The sequence below is a fragment of the Bacteroides sp. BFG-637 genome (genome assembly GCF_024793605.1).
Taxonomy (GTDB): Bacteria; Bacteroidota; Bacteroidia; order Bacteroidales; family Bacteroidaceae; genus Bacteroides; species Bacteroides vicugnae.
Genome location: NZ_JANUPD010000002.1, coordinates 1,041,865 through 1,064,153, shown reverse-complemented (window position 1 = coordinate 1,064,153; position 22,289 = coordinate 1,041,865). Strand labels below are relative to the sequence as shown.

Annotated in this window: 8 protein-coding genes and 2 pseudogenes; all 10 read left to right on the top strand. The window is 41.0% G+C overall.

Features of this window, described 5'->3' with window-relative positions; genetic code table 11:
* The first annotated feature begins 627 nt into the window (after positions 1-627).
* The 10 genes and pseudogenes from NXX38_RS04655 to NXX38_RS04600 all read left to right on the top strand — a co-directional run bounded on the left by NXX38_RS04655 (position 628) and on the right by NXX38_RS04600 (position 22,285).
* Positions 628-3,845 (top strand): annotated as a pseudogene (locus NXX38_RS04655) (SusC/RagA family TonB-linked outer membrane protein).
* A 19-nt stretch (positions 3,846-3,864) separates the two neighbouring features.
* On the top strand, positions 3,865-5,871 hold the full coding sequence (locus NXX38_RS04650) for a RagB/SusD family nutrient uptake outer membrane protein (RefSeq protein ID WP_148365659.1): 2,007 nt from the start codon (positions 3,865-3,867) through the stop codon (positions 5,869-5,871).
* Between the two features lie 223 nt (positions 5,872-6,094).
* Positions 6,095-9,043, top strand: coding sequence for a glycosyl hydrolase 115 family protein (locus NXX38_RS04645; protein ID WP_258978682.1), 2,949 nt, complete (start codon positions 6,095-6,097; stop codon positions 9,041-9,043).
* A 68-nt stretch (positions 9,044-9,111) separates the two neighbouring features.
* The gene (locus NXX38_RS04640) at positions 9,112-11,250 is read left to right on the top strand and encodes an alpha-N-acetylglucosaminidase (RefSeq protein ID WP_258978681.1); all 2,139 of its coding nucleotides are present in this window, start codon (positions 9,112-9,114) and stop codon (positions 11,248-11,250) included.
* Between the two features lie 15 nt (positions 11,251-11,265).
* Positions 11,266-13,059, top strand: coding sequence for a hypothetical protein (locus tag NXX38_RS04635; RefSeq protein WP_258978680.1), 1,794 nt, complete (start codon positions 11,266-11,268; stop codon positions 13,057-13,059).
* Between the two features lie 48 nt (positions 13,060-13,107).
* Entirely contained in the window at positions 13,108-14,220 is a 1,113-nt protein-coding gene (locus tag NXX38_RS04630) for a glycoside hydrolase family 105 protein (protein WP_217720914.1), read from the top strand.
* Between the two features lie 111 nt (positions 14,221-14,331).
* Positions 14,332-15,402 (top strand): SGNH/GDSL hydrolase family protein, encoded by a 1,071-nt coding sequence (locus NXX38_RS04625; protein ID WP_217720915.1) that lies wholly within the window; start codon positions 14,332-14,334, stop codon positions 15,400-15,402.
* A 388-nt stretch (positions 15,403-15,790) separates the two neighbouring features.
* Positions 15,791-17,692 (top strand): annotated as a pseudogene (locus NXX38_RS26690) (family 43 glycosylhydrolase).
* Between the two features lie 55 nt (positions 17,693-17,747).
* Positions 17,748-19,181, top strand: a complete 1,434-nt coding sequence (locus NXX38_RS04605; RefSeq protein WP_258978676.1) for an IPT/TIG domain-containing protein — start codon at positions 17,748-17,750, stop codon at positions 19,179-19,181.
* 23 nt (positions 19,182-19,204) lie between these two features.
* Positions 19,205-22,285 (top strand): TonB-dependent receptor, encoded by a 3,081-nt coding sequence (locus NXX38_RS04600; RefSeq protein ID WP_258978675.1) that lies wholly within the window; start codon positions 19,205-19,207, stop codon positions 22,283-22,285.
* The last annotated feature ends 4 nt before the right edge of the window (positions 22,286-22,289 follow it).

The following is a 22,289-nucleotide window of genomic DNA, read 5'->3' as shown; positions in this document are numbered from 1 at the left end:
GATTTTTCAAGTGTTTATGCTTCTTTTTTCGAGTTTGAATACTCCATACGCGGGTGTTAATATTTGAGAACTCAACTGTTAATATTGGATAGATGGGGTAGTAATGTTTGTGAAGAACAGATGCAATAAAGAAATGAAGACATCTTCTTGGTTTAACTCTCTTAAGTTATTCGTATAGTTTGGTAGGCTAATATGGTGGGACAAGATGCATAGATTATGAAAATTACTTTTATTACGGCTATATATAGTAGGGGGAATTGACTGAGAAGTGATTTTGATATTTATCCTTATTGTGCAAATTGGAACATTTTACGAAGTTTGAATTTTTAAATGTTGATTTGAACAAATATTTCTTTTTTTTGAGACTATTTTTATACTAGTGATTGCTAGTAGGTAAGTATATTTGCAGTGTGAGGGTTGAGAGAAAAAAGTGCGTGGAGAATGATTGAGGAATGGTTGATACTGTGCAAATGGAGAATAAAAATTGCATAAATAAAGAGCGATAAACATTCTAACTCAAATAGTAAACGGAATACGAAGCGATGAGTTACAATCGCATAGATGTAATATAAAACTTAAAATTAATAGTATGAAGAAGAAAGATTTAGTTTTCCTGAGGGGGGCTTGATGCTACTATTGATGGCATTGTGTTTTTGTACAGTGCAAGCACAGGTTCTTAAAGTGACAGGGCAGGTGAAGGATCAGGCGGGTGAACCGTTGATTGGAGTAAATGTCATAGAAAAAGGTACGACAAACGGTACTGTGACGGATATCAATGGACAGTACAGTGTTTCTGTGAAAAATGCGAATGCGGTGCTCAGTTTCTCATACATTGGTTACAAGACGCAAGAAATCGCTTTGGCAGGAAAGAAAGTTGTGAATATTACGTTAAAAGATGATTCTGAAGCGCTCGAAGAAGTGGTAGTCATTGGTTATGGTACGGCGCGCAAGAAAGATCTTACGGGGTCCGTCATTCAGGTGCGTCCGGACAATATTGCAATGGATAACCCGAAAACGGTACAGGATATTCTGCGTGGAACAGCAGGTCTTTCCGTAGGGTATGATGCTTCTGCCAAGGGAGGCGGTTCCATGTCTATCCGTGGACAACGCTCGGTATATACGGATGGTGGACACAACGATCCGCTACTTATTCTCGACGGAATGATGTTTTATGGTGAACTCTCCGAGATTAATCCTGACGATATCGAGCAAATTGATATCCTTAAGGATGCCTCCTCTGCAGCCGTATACGGAGCGAAAGCTGCCAATGGTGTCATCATTGTGACAACTAAAAAAGGTAAGCAAGGCAAACCGGTCGTAAACCTGAGTGCTAACGTAGGTTTTGTGCAGCGTGCAGGGTATCGCAAGCGCTGGGAGACACCTGAAGCCTATCTTCAACATTATCAAGACTGGAAAGAGGTTTCTACATATGGTTCCAATCCTGAGACAGGAGAGTGGGAGGCTTACCGCTCTGGCAATTATATAGACCGCCCGGGGTACTACGCTAATCCCGCTCACCTTTCGGGAGTATCTCTTGAACAATGGAGAGGATACTCCGGTAACGATGCCGATGAATCTGACCTAAGTATTTGGGCTCGCCGTCTAGGCTTTAACGCCGGAAGTAACGCTTTGCAGAACCTGTTGGATGGTCGGTGGACGGACTGGGATGACATTACCTTTCGCACAGGTTTACAACAAGATTATAATGCCAGCGTCAGCGGAGCTACAGAGAAGGCGAACTACTACCTTTCTGTAGGCTATCTCAATAATCAAGGTGTGAAGATTGACGATGACTATACATCAATACGTGCCAATATGAAGGTGAACATGAATGTCAATAAGTACCTTGAAGTAGGTGCCAATGTGAACTTCCAGAATCGTTCGGATGGTTCTATCGGTGTGGACGAAGACTATCAAATGCGTAATTGTCCATATGCTGACTACAAGGATGCTGATGGCAACCTCGTGCAATATCCGCTGGATGGTAGCTATAGTCAGCGCGGATACAACTATGAGTTTCAGAAGCAATATCTCGAACTGGAGAAGGGATATACCACTTTCAACACTGTGTTTGATGCGAAGTTGAAGCTGCCTTTCGGTATTACATATACGTTTAACATCGCTCCGCGCTTTCAGTGGTTCTACGACCGTTACTTTATGTCAGCGGATCTTCCCGGATCTGTTGCCACAGATCGAGGTGTGAATCGTGAACAAGCAAAGCGCTTCGACTATTCACTCAACAATACAATTAACTGGGATTATACATTCAGTAAGGTGCATCACGTGACATTAACATTGGTGCAGGAGGCGGAGGAACGCCGTTACTGGTCAGATCGTATCGAGGCGCGTAACATTCTGCCTTCTGATGCACTAGGATTTCATAATACACAGAATGCTTCAAAAGATGCAAGTTCGTTCTCTACCAACGACACTCACTCTACGGCTGATGCCTTGATGGCACGCGTGTTTTATGCATATGACAATCGTTACATGTTGACTGCCTCCGTACGTCGAGACGGTTACTCTGCATTCGGTTCTTCCAATCCGTACGCTACTTTCCCTTCCATAGCTCTCGGTTGGACATTCACTAACGAGAAGTTCTGGAAGTGGGACAATATTATGGACAATGGTAAGTTGCGCCTGTCTTACGGTAAGAATGGTAACCGTTCGTTGAGCGATCCTTATGTTGCCCTTGCCAACTTGTATTCTGGTGCAGGCAAGACGATGGGATATATTCAGGCGGACGGTAAGATGGAAGAGGTGAAATATCTCATGGCGCAGCGTCTGGCCAATCCGAATTTGCAATGGGAAAAAACGGCTTCCATGGAATGCAGGTTTGGACTTTAGTTTCTTGCAAGGGCGTATCACTGGTGCACTGGATGTTTACGTTATGCAAACGAAGGATATGATTATGAGTCAGAAGCTGCCTAACTTCACGGGATTTTCTACTATCACCACGAATTTGGGACAGGTAGACAATAATGGCGTTGAACTGACATTGAACACGCAGAATATCAAGACGAGAAATTTTGAGTGGACGTCTACCGTCAACTTCTCATATAACAAGAATAGAATTAAGCATTTGTATAATGATTATAAGAATGTAACGGATGCCGATGGCAACGTTATCGGTCAGAAGGAGGCAGATGACGAGACGAACGGCTGGTTCATCGGACGACCCATCTCCAACATCTGGGACTACAAAGTGACAGGTATTTGGCAGAAAGACCAGTGGGAAGAGGCCGCCAAGTACGGGCAGAAACCGGGCGACCCGATTGTAGCCAATCTCTGTACGGACGACGACATTATCAATGCTGACGGTTCAAGAACACCGGTGTATAACTCGAAAGATAAGACATTTCTCGGACAGACAGTCGCTCCTTATCGTTGGGCATTTCGCAATGAATTCTCTTACAAGGACTTCACGTTGGCATTAAATATGTATTCTTACATGGGACAAAAAGAAAACCAGCACTAACTATTTGAATAATGATGATGATGGAGGACGTATGTCCTACGCGCTTGCCAACAAGGAGGCGAAGACGTATTGGACATTAGACAACGCGACTAATCACTATGGCCGCATTGATGCGAAGGGGCCTACAGGAGCGCAGACGCCTCCTATGGTGTATAATGCCGGCTTTATCCGCTTGGATAACCTAACGTTGGGTTATACCCTGCCGAAGGAATTGACTAAAAAGGTGGGTATCGAACGTATCCGCTTATATGGAACGATTAAGAACCTTGCCATGATTACCTTCGACAAGTACTGGGAATACGGTGATATCGAGGCTAATGGATTGGCTGTACGTTCTTATACATTGGGTGTGAACTTTACATTTTAATTCTTAACAATGAAATGACATGAAAAATATAATTAAAAATATAAGTAGGGTATGTTTAATCATGGCCGGAACTGCAGTACTCTTGTCTGGTTGTAGCGAGGATTTCTTGGCAACCGATCCTCTTTCGTTCTATGAACCGGGGGCAACGTTCTCTACGGAATCTGGGTTGAGGGCGGCAATGGGTATCTGCGATCGTCACTTGAAGTTGTATTACGCTTGCGATCACAACGAGATGTTGCCGATGGGAACTGAATTGATGTTTTCTGACCTGTGTGTAGCCGCGAATACGGATAAGGCAAGGATGCTATGCAACATTGCCAACGACTTGACCCCGAACAGTGATCAGAGTACTCAGAATTATCTGGACCGTTCAAACAGTATTTGCTTTTTCTGGGATGAGGGGTGGATAGGTGTCAGACATGCGAATACGATTATCAAATATGCTCCGGGTGTGGAAGGACTGGATCCAACCATCCGGGATGCTTATATCGGACGCGCCTATTTCCACCGTGCTTTTCGCTATATGGCATTGATGATGCAGTTTGGTGAAGTGCCTTTGGTGGCCACACTGATTGACACTCCAAAACAGAATTATTATTCAATAAAGCGTGACGCCCTCCTGACTATGCTGATGAAGGATATGGAATGGGCCGTTGAACATGTCCCCGAGCAGCAAGACATGAACGAGATCGGTATGGTAAACAAAGGTGCCTGCCGCGTGCTGCTGACGAAAATCTATCTTGCTATCGGTGAATATACGAAAGCAAAAGAACAATGTGATATTTTGATCGACCAGAGTCAGTATAAGCTGGTTAAGGGAGAGGAGTTTGGAACGTTCAATGACGGAGGAGAACCTTTGACATGGCCTATTACGCGTAACGTTATTTGGGATATGCACCGTGCGGAGAACAAACTTATCAGTTCAAATACAGAATGGATTATGGGTATGCCTAACAGGGGATCAGATCAAGAGTCATTCGTAAAGATGCTGACAATGCGTATCTTCTATCCTTTCTTTTTTAATAGTGGTCTGACAGATCCCGACGGTAAGCAGGGATTGCAAAACTATAAGCGTAACGACAGTAAGTATGATGCAGAGTATGACTATATGCGTGCCTTGGGCCGCGGTATCTCTACATGGAGAAACAGCTATTGGTATACGCATTCTTTATGGTACGTCAACGGCAAGGAGGATAAGGGAGACCTTCGGCACAGTTCTGAGACAGGAAACTGGATGCGCATGGAGGACCTGAAATATAACAATAGAGAATCACAGTATTACGGACAGAATCTGCGCCTGTACAGCGACAATGGCGATTTGTTGTGCAGTGATACCATCCGCCGCTGGTATGATGTGCCACATTATAAGATGTACCTAGATGACCCTGTGAACGATGCGAATGTTTCCGGTTCTGACGGTAATCGTGGTGCGACCACTGGTGGTAATGCAGACTGGTATTTGTATCGTCTTGCCGAAGTCTATCTCTTGCGCGCGGAAGCGAAATTTTACATTAATCCGAGCGACGCTACCATTGCAGACGATGTAAACGAGATCCGCAAGCGTGCACATTGTGATGAACTGTATAAGGCGGGCAGTGTTACTATCGGTGATATTATGAATGAGCGTGCTCGTGAGTTGTACTTTGAAGAATGGAGAAACTGTGAGTTGACTCGTGTGTCCTTGTGCTTGGCACGTAGCGGACGTCCTGACGAATGGGGTAATATGTATAGCCTTGAAACGTTCGACAAACAGCAGGGTACGGATGAAGAAGGTGGCAGCTACTGGTATCAGCGTGTTAACCATTATAACATCTACAACAAGGGTGTAGTCAATGTGACAGCTTCTAATAATTCACTTAACTATACCATTGATAAGAAGAACATATACTGGCCTATCCCGGAAAAGGCAATTACTGCTAACAGCAAGGGACAACTTCACCAAAACTTCGGCTACGATGGATATGATGCCAATGTGAAGATGTGGGAGACTTGGGAAGAGGCTGTAGCCGATGAGGCGACTAATTAACGGCGTTTATTTTCTCCTCTTTTTATACTTATATGCCACCACAATTCGGATGTTTGGAATTGTGGTGGCTTTGTTGTGTGCATATATTATCCACTATCTCTTCAAAATAGTTTTCGAAGTTTTTTTTGAATATATACTGCTATTTATAGGTCAGATTGTTTCATTTAGTTTGTGTATTTTTCTTTTTCTTTGTCGCATCATTAATTGTCAATCTAACGTTTATATGAAAAATAAGATTTTATTGTTGGGCTTATTTTGTTGTAGCCTGATTTCGGCAGAAGCACAAATTTTACTCGACAAAGGAACCGGAAAGAATAGTTTTCCTATTGTTTCTTCATCAACGAATGCAGTTGTTTGTTTTGATGGAAAAGATGCGACTGTAGTACGTAAGAGTGCATCTCTTTTGGTAGATGATGTTCGCCGTGTGACGGGGCAAGAGTTGAAGATGGATGAAAGTAAGCCCGGGAAAGTATCCGCGCGTTATGCGATTATTGCCGGAACTATAGGAGAAAGCGGATGGATTGACGTTTTGGCATCCGGAAACAAAATAGATACGACGGCTATTGCCGGAGGTTGGGAACGCTATATGATAGAGGTAGTCAACAATCCTGTTCCGGGTATAAAGAAGGCAATTGTCGTTGCCGGAAGTGACAGGCGCGGTACTGCCTACGGACTTCTTTCTATTTCAAAGGCAATCGGAGTATCTCCCTGGTATTGGTGGGCGGATGCTCCGGTCAAACAACAGAAACAAGTAAGTGTAAAAGTCGATAAGTTTATCTCCAAAACACCATCAGTCAAGTTCAGAGGTGTCTTTATCAATGATGAAGACTGGGGACTTTACCGTTGGTCAAGGGATAATTACGAAAAAGAACGTGGAAACTTCGGGCCGAGAACGTATGCAAAAGTATGCGAATTATTGCTTCGTCTTCAGGCCAATTATCTTTGTCCGGCTATGCATGATGCATCTATGGCTTTCCACCGTATTCCAGAAAATCGTTTGGTAGCGGATAGTTTTGCTATCGTCATGGGTTCCTCTCATTGCGAACCATTATTGTTTAATACAGCAAGCGAATGGAAACGTGATAAAATGGGCGAATGGGATTATATCAATAATAAGGATGGTGTCGACAAAGTCTTGAAATCGCGCGTAGAAGAATGTGCTCCGTTTGAAAATGTATATACTCTGGCTTTGCGTGGATTGCACGATCGGGCAATGAATGCAAGCAATAATATGTCCGATAGAAAAGATATGCTTCAGGAAGCGTTGATGGCACAAAGGCAAATGCTGGTAGATGCCATCGGTAAGCGTGCGGAAGACATTCCTCAAGCCTTTACTCCATATAAAGAAGTGCTCGATGTATACGATCAGGGGTTGGAACTTCCGGATGATGTGACCATTATCTGGCCGGATGATAATTATGGATATATGAAACGTTTGAGTAGTCCGAAAGAGCAGAAACGTTCCGGACGTTCGGGAGTATATTATCATTCATCTTATCTGGGTAAACCTCATGATCATCTTTGGATGAACACAACTTCCCCTACATTGATGTATGAAGAACTCCGTAAGGCATACGACATGACGGCTGACCGCATTTGGCTACTCAACGCCGGAGATATCAAGTCCTGTGAATTTGCTGTAGATTATTTTCTGACAATGGCTTTCGATATTGACTCATTCAATTTTGAAAGAGCGGCAAACTATCGTACCGAATGGTTGTGCGGTATGTTGGGCGATGACTACCGAGTTGAATATCAGGATGTGATAGATTCTTTCTATAAATTGGCTTTCGCCCGTAAACCTGAATTTATGGGATGGGGTTATCAGTGGGCTACCGATAAACACGGAAGAGAGCGAAATACGGATACTGATTTTTCGCTTGCCAATTATCGTGAAGTGGATACTCGTCTGGCTGAATATCAACGGATAGGAAATATGGCAGAGAAGATTCTGAAAGCTTTGCCTGAAGACAAGAAAGCATGTTATTATCAATCATTGTATTATCCGGTCAAAGGATGTGAACTGTTGAACCGTATGATTCTTAACGGGCAGAGAAATCGTTGGTATTCTATTCAACAGAGGGCGACTACTGCAGAACTGGAGAAAATGACCAAAGCTTGTTATGACAGTCTGGAAGTAATAACAAAAGGATATAACTCATTACTTGGAGGTAAATGGGATCACGTAATGACCATGAAACAAGGATTTGCCGCAGCCTATTTTGAACTCCCGGCTCTGCGGAAGGTCAATCTGGCACCTACAGCCTCTTTGGGCATATTAGCAGAAGGAGAAGATGTTTTGAAAGGACAGAAGAGTTTCCATTCACTGCCATCTTTCAACACATACTTCCGTCAATCCTATTACGTAGACGTTTTCAATAAAGGAGCGACTCCTCTGAAATGGAAAGCATCGGTTTCAGATAGTTGGATTCTGTTAAGTCAGAAAGCCGGAGAAACTGCTACGGAAAATCGTATAGAAGTCTCAATCGACTGGGCTAAGGTCCCGACTGGTGAGAAAGTATTCGGAATATTGGAAATCGTGTCTGATCGTGGTGAGAAGGAAAATGTCTATATTTCTGTCTTCAACCCTTCTTCTCCTTCATTAGCAGAAATGGATACTTTATTTGTGGAACATAACGGATATGTCTCTATCGATGCGGCAAGCTTCCACCGGAAAGTGGAGAATAAGGCGATCAAGATGAGAACCATTCCTAATCTGGGGATAGAGAATACGGTTATTCAGTTGGGTGATCCGACGGCTGCTCCACAACGTACCGCAGGCCGTAGCACACCACGTCTGGAGTATGACTTCTATACTTTCGAGCAAGGCTCGGTTGATGTCTATACATATGTGTTGCCTACATTCGTGACAAGCAAGGACAGAGGCTATGCCGGACACGAAGCAACGAATATCGAAACCAAATATGGTGTATGTATCGATGAAGGACCGGTTTTGAATCCGTCTACATCTTCTTTTGAATATGCACAGATCTGGTATGAGAGCGTATTGAAGAACTGTAGAATCAATAAGACAACTTTGCATATTGACAAGCCGGGTAAGCATACTGTGAAAATTATCTGCGGAGATGCCGGAACTGTATTGCAAAAGATTGTATTGGACTTTGGAGGGATGAAACGTTCCTATTTCGGACCCCAACCGACAAGAAAATAGGGTTGTTTGATTAATATGTAGTTAAAGATAGCCATGGTTGTTTGTGATCATGGATGATAGGGTTAACCATGAAAAAACACTTCTTACTTTTAGTCTTCCTGCTTTTAGCTGCGGTTGTTGAGGCTAATTCGGTGAAGCAAATGTTGGAACGTCTTCAGAAAGGTCTTTCCAGTCGATTTAAGATTGAGATCCATTCTTCTTCTGGTCAGAGAGACGATTACTTTGAACTGTATGGTGGTGGGCGCAAAGTTACAGTGCGTGCCAACAATTATGTAAGTGCCGCCTTTGGCATTAACTGGTATCTGAAATATTACTGTCATGCTCATGTCTCTTTCTGTGAAGACCAATTACCTCAATTGCCTGCAGAGCTGCCACATGTGAAAGAGCGTCATGCGACTAAGCTATCTGATAATTTCTATATGAATTATTGCACATTTAGCTATACCACAGCTTTTTGGGACTGGAAACGTTGGGAACGTGAAATAGACTTGATGGCTTTGAACGGTATTAATATGCCGATGGCTATGGTTGGGGCGGAGGCTGTATGGCGGAATATGCTGTTGAAATTCGGGTATACGCTTCCGGAAGTGAAGGAGTTTTTGTGTGGACCAGCTTATTTTGGTTGGTTGCTGATGGGTAATCTTGAGAATATCGGTGGTCCGTTGCCTGATGAATGGTTTAAGGAGCAGATAGTCTTGCAGAAGAAAATACTTGCCCGTATGCGTGAATATGGGATGAGGCCCGTCTTTCAGGGATTCTTTGGGATGGTTCCTTCCTCATTGAAAGAAAAATATCCGGAAGCCCGTCTGGTGGAACAGGGACTGTGGAATTCGCTTCAACGCCCTCCTGTGCTCGACCCTGCCGATCCGTTATTTGAACGAATGGCAAAGGTATGGTATGCTGAATATGAGAAGCTTTATGGGAAAGCAGACTTGTTTGGCGGTGATCTTTTTCACGAAGGTGGAAGAATAGGGGGCATTGATGTAACAGATGCCGCCCACCGGGTACAGACAGCCATGAAACAATATAATCCAGATGCGACTTGGGTGATTCAGGCATGGTTGGGAAATCCGAAAAAGGAGTTGTTGGCAGGACTCGACAGGAAGAATACGCTGATCGTTGATCTTGCTGCCGAATTTTGGGATAACTGGCGGAAGCGTAAGGGATTTGATGGCTTCCCGTGGTTATGGTCACATATTTCCAATTATGGGGGTAACATTGGTCTGCACGGGCGTTTGGATGCTATAGCTATCGGGGCGGTAGATGGTCAGAAGGATCCGGCAGCATCATCGAGCATGAAAGGAATCAGTTCTACTCCGGAAGGCATCGAGGTGAATCCAGTGGTGTTTGATTTGTTGAATGAAATGCGCTGGCGTTCGGAGCACTTGGATCTGGATGCCTGGCTGAAAGAGTATTCAGTGCGTCGTTATGGTGCGGAAAATGAAAATCTGAAAGAGGCGTGGACTATTTTCCACCGTACGGCTTATGGTACTTATACCGGTCATCGCCGTCCGTCAGAGTCAGTTTTTTGTGCGTCTCCCAGTTTGAAGAGAGATAAAATCACGGCTTCTGCCTGGAGCCAATGCCGGATCTTCTATGATCCGAAACTCTTTGCTCAGGGGGTAGGATTATTCTTACAAAGTGCAGACCGTCTGAAGCAGGTGCCCACTTATCGGTATGATGCAGTCGATTTCGTCCGTCAGTATCTTGCGGATTTAGGACGGGAAGCATATTACAATCTGGTGGATGCTTATCGGGCGAAAGGTACGAAACAGTTTGATTACTGGTCGGAGAGGTTTCTGCAACTGATTGAGGATCAAAATGAGTTACTGTCCACTCACGAACGCTTCTTCGTAGGACGTTGGCTGGATATGGCCCGTTCAAAGTCAAAACAGCCTGAATTGCAAGATTTGTATGAGCACAATGCACGTATGCTGATTGGGACATGGACAGAGACGCTTAGTCCTGTGCGCGATTACGCCCACAAAGAATGGGGCGGACTGTTGAAAGACTATTATCTACCTCGATGGACTAATTATATTGCTTATCTCAAAGGGATGCTTAAAGGTCAGCATCTAACGCCTCCGGATTCTTTCCAAGCAGAAAGGAGATGGGTGAATGCACATAATAAGTATCGTATTGTAACTAATGCCGATCCTGTGGAAACAGCCCGAAAATTGTATAGTAAATATCGGTCAAACCATTAATTATAGAGTAAAACCATGAAACGATTTCTTAGAAACATGATGCTATTTTCTATACTTTGTACAGCCGTTATGGCATGTGGAGGTGGAGATGATGAAATGTCAAATAGTACGGAAAATAACGGAGACAAAGGGGGCAAAGAGAAACCTGTGTCGTTTATTACTCATATTGCTCCTATTGACCAGCTCAATCAGGGACCTTCAGTTATAAATTCTCATGAATATGTCACTTCACGTTCATCGCTGATGATGAATTATCGGACGCTTGTGACTATGGAAGCTTCTTATCCCCGCTATCCTCGTATAAAGAAAATGAAAAATGGCGACTATATTCTGTTCTATCACAATGGCAGTGCTAATAATAATATTGGTCGGCGTTGCGTTTATGCACTTAGTAAGGATCTGAAAACGTGGATAAATAAAGGAGAGATATTTAACAGTTATGATATTATCGATAGCAAAGGCAATAAGAATATACACTGCTATGCTAATTGTGATGGACTAGTGCTTTCTAATGGAGATATATTAGCGGTTGCATCTTGCAGGGCTAATTCCGGTTATCGGGACTTGCCGGAAGATGCAGGCATTGAATTAAGGCGTAGTGTGGATAATGGTGTTACTTGGAGTGAACCTGTCAAGATCTATCAGGGAGTTAATTGGGAACCTTTCTTGTTGGAGTTGCCTACAGGTGAATTACACTGTTACTTTACAGATAGCAGTCGTACAGGTTTGGTAGGACATGGAACAGATACAGGTACGGCAATGGTTGTTTCTACTGATGGGGGAAAGACATGGAAACCGGATTTTAGTTCTTCTCCTTATTATGTGTTGCGAATGAGGTGGGAAAAAGACGGAATTGTCGGCTATAATCATCAAATGCCTTCTGTTGTGAAACTTAATAATAATAAAGGATTGGCAGCCGCTGTGGAAACCAATAATTCAGGATATCATATTTCGCTTTGTTATTCAGATAAAAACGAATGGGAATACTTGGCTGCCGACCAGGAAGGACCTGCCGATAGTAATAATTGTGTTTTCTCTGGTATGGGACCATATTTGGGACAGTTTCCTTCGGGAGAAACCGTCCTTTCGTATGAATCGTCAAGTAAATATACTCTTAAAATAGGAGATGCCACTGCTCGTAATTTCGGTAGCGCTTATCAACCTTTTTCTGGTGGTTATTGGGGATCATTCTGTATAATTGATTCACATACTCTGGTTGGAACTAATGTTAAAGCGAAAGAAGGACCGGTTCAGATGGCACAGTTTGTACTTAATCATCGTATTGATGCCGTGAAAAGAAAGGTAACGGTAGATGGTAACAATAAAGAGTGGGCAAATACAGATCATGCACTCTTTGTGGGCAGTCAGTCACAAGCGCAAGGGACATTACGCTGTTCGCATGATGATGATAATATTTATTTTCTGTTAGAAGTACTTGATCGAAACTTGCTAGCTTCTGATTACGCTTCCTTATACATATCTCCTGTGGGTAATAATAAACTGTCAAAAGGGGCTTGTTGCATACAAGTAACAATGAATGGACTGAAAAATTGTGAAATATATGATGCATCATGGAAAGAAGCGCAATTGGATACCCAGGTCAAAACTTATGTCTGCGATGAAACAAACGAGAGGCGTATTGATAATTATGGATATATTGCTGAAGTTGCTATTCCACGTTCTAAATTAACTATAACTTCCGGGCAAATACTTGTCAATTTTTCTGTTACAAAGCGCAATTCGGTAGATGCTATTTGTGATGTTGCATCTACAAGTACGGCCCGTTGGATACCGGTGGCTGGGTTATGATTTGGAGAATTTAATATTGAATAATTAATTATATAGAACACTACGATTATGAAAAGAAATTATTTGATTTATGCTTTATTGATGGTTGTTTTTTTGAGCTCAGATGTGATTTCTGCTCAAAATTATTTTGGAAATTTTCCTGTGAAGGCAGATCCAAAGATGGTTGGAAATAGATTGAGCAGACGTTTGATGGAAACTAAACACCAACTGTATTTTGATAGAGGAATACATTATGCAGAGGTGTGTACATGGTACGGAGCTCTTCGTTTTGCAGAATTGACAAATAATAAAGATCTGATAAAGTTGTTGAGAAATCGTTTCGAATTATTGTTTCATCTGGAAAAAGAACTTCTACCTCCGCCGATTCACGTAGACCAAAATATGTTTGGTTGCTTACCTCTGAGGTTTTATAATATAACGAAAGATAAACGTTATTTGGATCTAGGACTGCCCTATGCTGACACTCAATGGCAACTTCCTGCCAATGCAAACGAAGAGGAGCGTAAATGGGATAAAAAGGGATACTCATGGCAAACTCGTCTTTGGATTGATGATATGTATATGATTACTATTGTGCAATCTGAGGCTTATAAAGCTACAGGTGATCCTAAGTACATCAATAGGGCTGCCAAAGAAATGGTTCTGTATTTGGACGAATTGCAACATCCTAACGGTCTTTTCTATCATGCACCGGATGTACCTTATTATTGGGGACGTGGTGATGGTTGGATGGCTGTCGGTATGACGGAGTTACTTTATAACTTACCGGAAAAGGATCCTAATCGTGCACGTATCATGAAAGGTTACTTGTTGATGATGGATAACTTGAAGAAATACGTGAACAAGGATGGTCTTTGGAATCAGCTGATTACCGAACCTGACTTTTGGACAGAGACATCTGGTTCGGCAATGTTTGCTTATGCCATGATTGTGGGGGTCAATAACGGCTGGTTGAATAAAGAGGAATATGCTCCAGTGGCACGCCGTGCATGGCTTGGCTTATGTAATTATATTAATGACAAGAATGATCTTACTGAGGTTTGTGTTGGAACCGGAAAGAAAAACAGTAAACAATATTATATGGATCGTCCCCGCATCGTTGGTGATTATCATGGACAGGCACCGATAATATGGTGTGCTTATGCATTATTGAATAAATAAAACAATAAAAGACCGGATACAGATCTAGGAGTTTTTTTATTCATAGTGTATTGTTGCTTTTAACATAACATATATTTATTTTTGAAGGGTCTGAAATTATAATGCTTGAATATGAAAAGAGAATTTTGTATTTTTATTGTACTTTTTTTAGTGTTTCATATACATGCTCAATTAGTATACCACGATGCATCGAATTTTCCACTATTAGGAAGGGCGACAGAGAGTGCTGGGGCACGATATGGAAGGTTCCCGGATTCGTTAAAGAATATTTCTCGTGCTCCATTATGGAATTTAAGCCGTAACTCTGCGGGAATGGCAATACGTTTCCGTAGTAATTCCACTACGATAGCAGCTAAATGGGTGGCTCTTTTTAATACCCACATGAATCATATGACTGATACTGGTGCAAAAGGTTTAGATCTTTACTGTCTTCAGAAGAATGGTGACTGGCGTTTTGTCAATAGTGCCCGTCCGAAAGGAAAAACAAATCAGGCCACCATTATAAAAAATATGCATCCTGAAGAAAGAGAATACATGCTTTATTTGCCATTGTATGATGGTCTTGTTTCTCTGTCTATAGGAGTTGATTCTCTGGCTACTATCAGTCAGCCGTTAATGGATTATCCAATCCGTAAGAATCCTGTTATTTTTTATGGAACCAGCATTCTTCAAGGAGGTTGTGCTTCACGTCCAGGAATGGCACATACCAATATTATATCGAGGAGATTGAACCGTGAATGTATCAATTTAGGATTCAGTGGAAATGCATTTCTAGATTTGGAAGTAGCTAAAGTAATAGCTGAAGTAGAAGCTAGTGTTTTCGTTTTGGACTTTGTGCCTAATGCTTCTGTTGCAAAGATGAAAGAACGGATGGAAACATTCTATCGTATCATTCGTGGTAAACATCCGGATACACCAATTATTTTTATAGAGGATCCTATTTTCCCTCATACATTTTATGATGAAAAGGTTGCTAAAGAAGTACGACGAAAGAATGATACGTTGAAAGAGATATTCAATCATTTAAAGAAAAGAAATGAGAAAAATATCATTCTTATTTCATCAAAGAATATGCTGGGAGAGGATGGAGAAGCTACTGTAGATGGTATCCATTTTACAGACTTAGGTATGATGAGATATGCTGATTTAGTTTGTCCGGTTATAAAGAAAGCAATTAGATGAAATGGTGTTGCTATTAGTTTTAAGTATAGCAACTATAAAATATTCTAGTTCTCAAATAATGTTTGAGTAGTAGTGGATTGTTGAAGAAGAAATTATCCAATAAAAGAAAGATATTGTTCAGATGGGTGCTAATAAAAACTCCTCTGTATAATCTTTGAATACTTTAGATTAGTTTGGGACTAATTTTTCATTTATTGACCTATATTTAATATCTTAAATAATCCCGATTCTCTACTTTTGTATCAGATGATAGGGGCGCTAGTACCTTTATAGAGAGATAATGATCATTATTATATAATACGGAATTTAGTTTTTAGATGTAGTTAAAAAGATAGTTCAAGGGATAACGTTTTGATAAAACACAGGGTATTACTTAAATCTATATGTAATGAATTACAAATCAATTAAAAAAAATATTCGAGAAATTGGGTTAATGTTTCTTAGCGCGGGACTTTTGCTTTTTTTGTCATGTGGTTCTGATGATACTAAGGATGTTTCTGGTGAAGATGGAGATATAAATTCAAACCAATATTTACAAGTACAGCCTAATGGATTAAATGTAATTAAAGTTTCCAGTAGTGATGTGACACAAGTTGTGTACCCTTTCTCTGTAGAATTGAAGGGGGGCAGTGCGAGTGTTGCTCTTACTGCACAGTTGGAAGCATGGAATGAAAAAGATCTGGAGGCATATAATAAAGAGGAAGAAACGGCTTATAAATTGTTGCCCTCTTCGTTATATTCGATAAGTGCGCCACAGATTACTCTCGAACAGGGTGTTACTTCAAAGAAAGTAGAGGTGAAATTTGCTCCGGATAAAGTGTTCACTGAATTCAAAAAAAATGGAACAGAATATGTCATTGCATTGAGACTTACTTCATCTGTTGCCAAGGTTCGTAAAAGTCAAAGCGATTTTCTTTTGCATATATCGTTTGATTATCCAACGGTTAGTTTGGTTATGCCATCACAGGAAATTAGTGTTAGTAAAATGTCAATGCCAGTTTCGGTTGATGCTACTTTTAATTGTAAGACAGACGGAGAAATAAAGACTAATCCTTGGAACTTTACATGCACATTAGCAGTGCCTTCTAATGCGGAGGAACTGGTTACTAAGTATAATGAGGACTATAAGACTTCTTATCGTCTTCTTCCTTCGGCTAACTATGATTTAGAAGAAGGGATATCTTTTAAAGCTGGAGAGAATGAAGCTACTGGAGGAATTACAGTGAAGCGTGAAGGAATGGAAGCTGTAAAATATCTGTTGCCTGTACAGTTGGGGGATGTTCTCATGAAAGCGTGGCTCTTCATAATGAAATCTGTTATTTCAAAATAGGTATGACTTATACAAATCCGATAATTACTTTTTCTAGCGCAGCCGATCCTACGGTTATTCGTACTGAAGAGGGTTTTTACTTGTATGCTACTCAAACTAATGCCTATTGGATTCCTATTTATTTTTCTAAGGACTTGGTTAATTGGGAGTTTAAAAGAAGTGCTTTCAGAAATGCAACCAAACCTAAACCAGATGTACTTCCTGGTGGAGGTGCATTTTGGGCACCGGAAATTCGCTACATCAATGGAAAGTATGTGCTTTATTTTTCATGGGCAAAATGGGGGGGATGGAAGTATCAGCTATACGGCGGTTGCTACCTCAGATAGTCCGGTAGGTGATTTCTTAAATGCTAAACCTTTGCTGATAACAGATGATTTTGGTTCCAATTGTATCGACCAGTTCTATTATGAAGAAGATAAAAAGAAATATATGTTTGTCGGAAGTTTCAATGGTATTTATGTGACGGAACTTACGGATGATGGTCTTTCTGTGAAACGGGGGGGAGATGGTAAGCCTGTGCTGAAGAAACAGGTTTGCGGCAGGGCATTTGAAGGCACCAATATTTATAAGAAAGGTAAGTACTACTATTTGTTTGCATCTATAAATAATTGCTGTCCGAATAATGGAATGGATAGTAAGTATAAAGTCGTGGTAGGCCGTTCGGAAAATCTCCTTGGTCCGTATGTCGATAGAAAAGGAAAAGATATGCTGGACAACTCTTGGGAGTTAGTGTTGGAAGGTGACGGTGAAACATTCTTTGGTCCTGGTCATAATTCCATAATAATTCCAGATGATGCAGGTACAGATTGGATGATATATCATAGTTATGTAAAAGAGAATGGTGCGGTTGGAGGACGTCTGGGTATGCTCGACCGTATTGTGTGGTCGGCAGACGGCTGGCCGACCATTAAAAAATGTGTGCCTTCAAAGGGAGATTTACTGCCAGTATTTAATAACTGATATGTTGAAAATATTGTAAATATATAGACTTCTAAGTAAAACTAAAATTTAATGTATGAAAAAGAAAAGTGATTGGAGAACTCGGTTTATCCGATTATGCGCAGTGGTATTGCCATTGATAGTGCTTTGCTTTACAGCTTGTAAGGATGAAGACAAAGAAGAGAATCCTCCTTTCGATCCTACTAAGCCAGTGGTAATTACAGATTTTGCCCCAAAATCGGGTGGTATTGGTAACAATATTATATTGTATGGAGAAAACTTTGGGAACGACCCCAAAAAATTGAAAGTGATAGTTGGTGGTAAAGAGGCTAATATCATTTCTGTTAAGAACAATATGTTGTATTGTGTAGTACCACGTATGGCTACTGAAGGTGATGTGGAAATTAGTGTGTATGATGACAATGGTGAAGAAGTAGCTTTTGCTGAAGCGGAAGAAAAGTTTGCTTATGTAAAGCAGTGGTTAGTTTCTACATTAGCCGGTCAACGCTTTGAGAATGAGAAAGATGCCTTCCAGGGTGAAGGAGCGTTTGATGCATGTGGATGTATAAAAGGAGCTACTTGGTTTTCGTTTGACCCGAAATCCAATTTTGATCATTTGTATTTGACTTGCTATGGAGCAGGTGCTATCCGTTTGATTGATTTGGAAGAGAAAACGGTGACTATGGTTCCTTTTTTAGCGAATACAGCGGACAGACCTGCTATTATTAATTGGACTGCAGATGAAAATCGAGATATGATTATTTCTCGCGATTTGAATAAGGACGGAAATGTAAATGTGTTGAAAACTCGTATATCAGAGTTTAAAGCGGAAGTAAAGTTAGGTGAATCAAAGCAAAAAGGGGTTACTGGTGCATTTGTTCATCCTAAGACTGGCAAACTTTATTATACAGTTTATCCAGATCAAGAGATTTATGAATATAATTTTGAAAATAAGACAACAACGAAAATAGCTAGACATCCGCGTGTAAAGGAAACATTGCGTTCGGTAGTTCATCCAACAGGAAAATATGCGTATCTGCTTCGCCAATATAATGAAAGGGGAAATGGGTATATCTCTCGTATGGACTATAATTCAACTACTGATCAGTTTTCGACACCTTATATCGTGGCGGGAAGTGCGAGTGGCAGTGGTTATCGTGACGGAGTAGGTAGTAAGGTGCAAATGAACGGTCCGACTCAGGGAGTATTTGTTAAGAACCCAGAATATGCAGGTGAGGAAGATGAGTATGATTTTTATTTCTGTGATGAGTATAATCATTGTATTCGTATCCTGACTCCGACAGGTAGGGTGGTTACATTTGCTGGACGTGGAAATGATTCAAGTGATCCTGGCTTTGCAAACGGTTCCCTGCGTTCTGAAGCTCGGTTTGCTCATCCGTGGGCACTTGCATACGATGAAAAGAGAAAATGCTTTTATGTAGGTGAAAGAGGTATGAAACATAACGGGGATGAGCAAGCGGTGATACGTAAAATTGCTATGGAAGAATAATAAATGATAAACACGTATATTTTATGAGGAGTAAAAAATTAATTGCATGTATGTTATTGCTGCTCTTTTCCATAACCGTATGGGCGCAGGAAAGTGCAATGATAACTGGAGTGGTGACCGATGAGAATAAGGAACCTTTGATTGGTGTGAATATTGCAATACAGAATATGCCTGGATTGGGTGTCATCACTGATATAAATGGTCGATACAAAATAAAAGCATCTGCTTATGACAGACTTGTATTCTCATATATAGGATATGAAACTGTGGTGGTACTGGTAAAAGAACAGAAAACCATCAACGTAAAAATGAAAGAAGCAGCTAGTACAATTATTGATGAAGTCGTAATTACAGGTACGGGAGCACAAAAGAAAATAGCAGTGACTGGTGCCATTACTAATGTGGATGTAGATGCGTTGAAATCGGTTCCTTCCACTTCTGTGGTGGATGGATTGGCAGGTGTTGTTCCGGGTGTAATGGCTATGCAAACTTCTGGACGACCGGGTAGTGTATCTGAGTTCTGGATTCGTAGTATATCTACTTTTGGTGCTAATACGGCTGCACTGGTACTTGTTGATGGATTTGAACGTGATATTGATGAAGTGAGCGTGGAAGATATTGAATCATTTACAGTATTGAAAGATGCTTCCGCAACGGCTATTTATGGTAGTAAGGGAGCCAATGGTGTAGTCTTGATTAATACAAAACGTGGTAAGGAAGGTAAAATCAATATTGATGCAAAGGTTGAGGGGTTCTATAGCACTTTTACAAAGGCACCGGAATTTGTAGACGGTTATACATATGCTTCTATGGCTAATGAAGCTCGTTTGACAAGAAATCAAGAGGCTTTATATTCGCCATCAGAATTGGAACTGTTTCGTACGCAACTTGATCCAGACCGTTTTCCGGATGTAGATTGGATGGATATGGTATTGCGTGACGGTGCTTGGAGTTCACGTGCAACGTTGAATATGCGTGGTGGTGGTAAAACTGCACGTTACTTTGTTTCCGGAAGTTATCAGGACCAACAAGGTATGTATAAGACTGACAAAAGTCTTAAGGATTATAATACAAACGCACATTTCAGAAAATGGACATACCGTATGAATGTGGATATTGATATTACGAAAACTACTTTGCTTAAAGTCGGTGTGTCCGGTTCTTTGCGTAAACAGAATGATACGGGTAGTGGTACAGATAATTTGTGGACTGTATTGATGGGATATAATTCTATCATGATGCCAGCAGAATATTCAGATGGAAAAATCCCGGGATGGGCAGATAAGGATGATAATATGAATCCTTGGGTAATGACTACACAATCCGGATATAATGAAAGTTGGAAGAATAATATTCAAACCAGTCTTACACTGGAACAGAAACTGGATTTTGTAACCAAGGGATTGCGTTTTGTAGGTAGATTCGGATATGATACGTATAACTCCAATTGGATTAAACGTTATAAATCTCCGGCTGCTTACAAGGCCGACCGCTATCGTCAGCCGGATGGAACATTGAATTTCACGAAAATCAGAGACGAGAAAGTGATGTCGCAGTCTTCCAATTCGGAAGGAGAAAAGAGAGAGTTCTTTGAATGGGAACTGCACTATAGTCGTGCTTTCAAAACTCATCACGTCGGAGGTGTCCTGAAGTATACACAGGCTTCTAAGATTTTTACTCAAAATATAGGTACAGACTTGAAGAATGGTATTCCTTATCGTAATCAGGGAATAGCCGGACGTTTCAACTATAACTGGAATTATCGTTATTTTATTGATTTCAATTTTGGATACAACGGTTCGGAGAACTTTCACAAAGACCATCGTTTCGGATTCTTCCCGGCTATCTCCGGTGCATGGAACTTGGCTGAGGAACCATTCATGAAAAAGATTGCTGGAAAGTGGCTGAATATGTTGAAAATCCGTTATTCTTATGGAAAGACTGGAAATGATGCTTTGTACGAAGGCAATAAAAGGGTACGTTTCCCCTATTTGTATTCGATAGCAACCGATAATAATGTTTATCATTTTGAAGATATTGGAACTGGAGAGAAATTGTGGAATGGAAAATATTACTCAACAGTGGCTTCTCCTGCTATTTCGTGGGAAGTTGCTACTAAACAAGATTTGGGTATTGACTTTTCTTTCTTTAATGACAAACTGACTGGAGAGATTGACTACTTTAAAGAACGTCGCGATGGTATCTATATGACTCGTTCTTATATTCCTTACGAGGTGGGAATTGACAATGCTTCAAAAGCAAATGTTGGTATTGTAGAAGCCAAAGGATTTGATGGTCATTTTGCATTCAAACAAAAACTCGGTAAGGTGAATTTTACATTACGCGGTAATATTACTTTCAGTAAGAACGAAGTGATAGAAAAAGATGAAGAGAATACCATTTACGAATATAAATTGGCGCAAGGACATCGTGTTAATCAGGCAAGAGGGCTTATTGCTTTAGGGTTGTTCAAAGATTATGAAGAAATCAGAAATAGTCCGAAGCAAACCTTTGGTGAGGTGATGCCCGGTGATATTAAATATAAAGATGTTAATGGTGATGGTATAATTGACTCGAATGACCGGGTAGCTATTGGTGCTACTACTCGTCCTAACTTGGTGTATGGCTTTGGTTTTTCGGCCAAATGGAAAGGATTGGATTTCAATGCTCATTTCCAAGGAGCTGGTAAGTCGTCTTTCTTTGTCAAAGGTACAACTATCTTTATGTTCCAAGGTGGTGATGGCTGGGGAAATGTTTTGAAGGAAATGGCAGAAAGCAACCGTTGGATTTTGGGTGAAAATGAAGACCCAAATGCGGAATTCCCCCGTCTGACTTATGGTGATAATAAAAATAACTATCAAGAATCTAATTATTGGTTGAGAGATGGTTCTTATCTTCGTCTAAAGACTTTGGATATCGGTTATACCTTTCCGAAAGCTTGGGTTAATAAGATTCATTTGAATCAAGTACGTGTTTTCTTTATCGGAACCAATTTGTTGACATTCTCTCCGTTTAAATATTGGGATCCGGAATTGGGAAGTTCGGACGGAAAGAAATACCCGTTGAGCAAGACGCTTTCGTTAGGCGTATCAGTTAATCTATAAACAA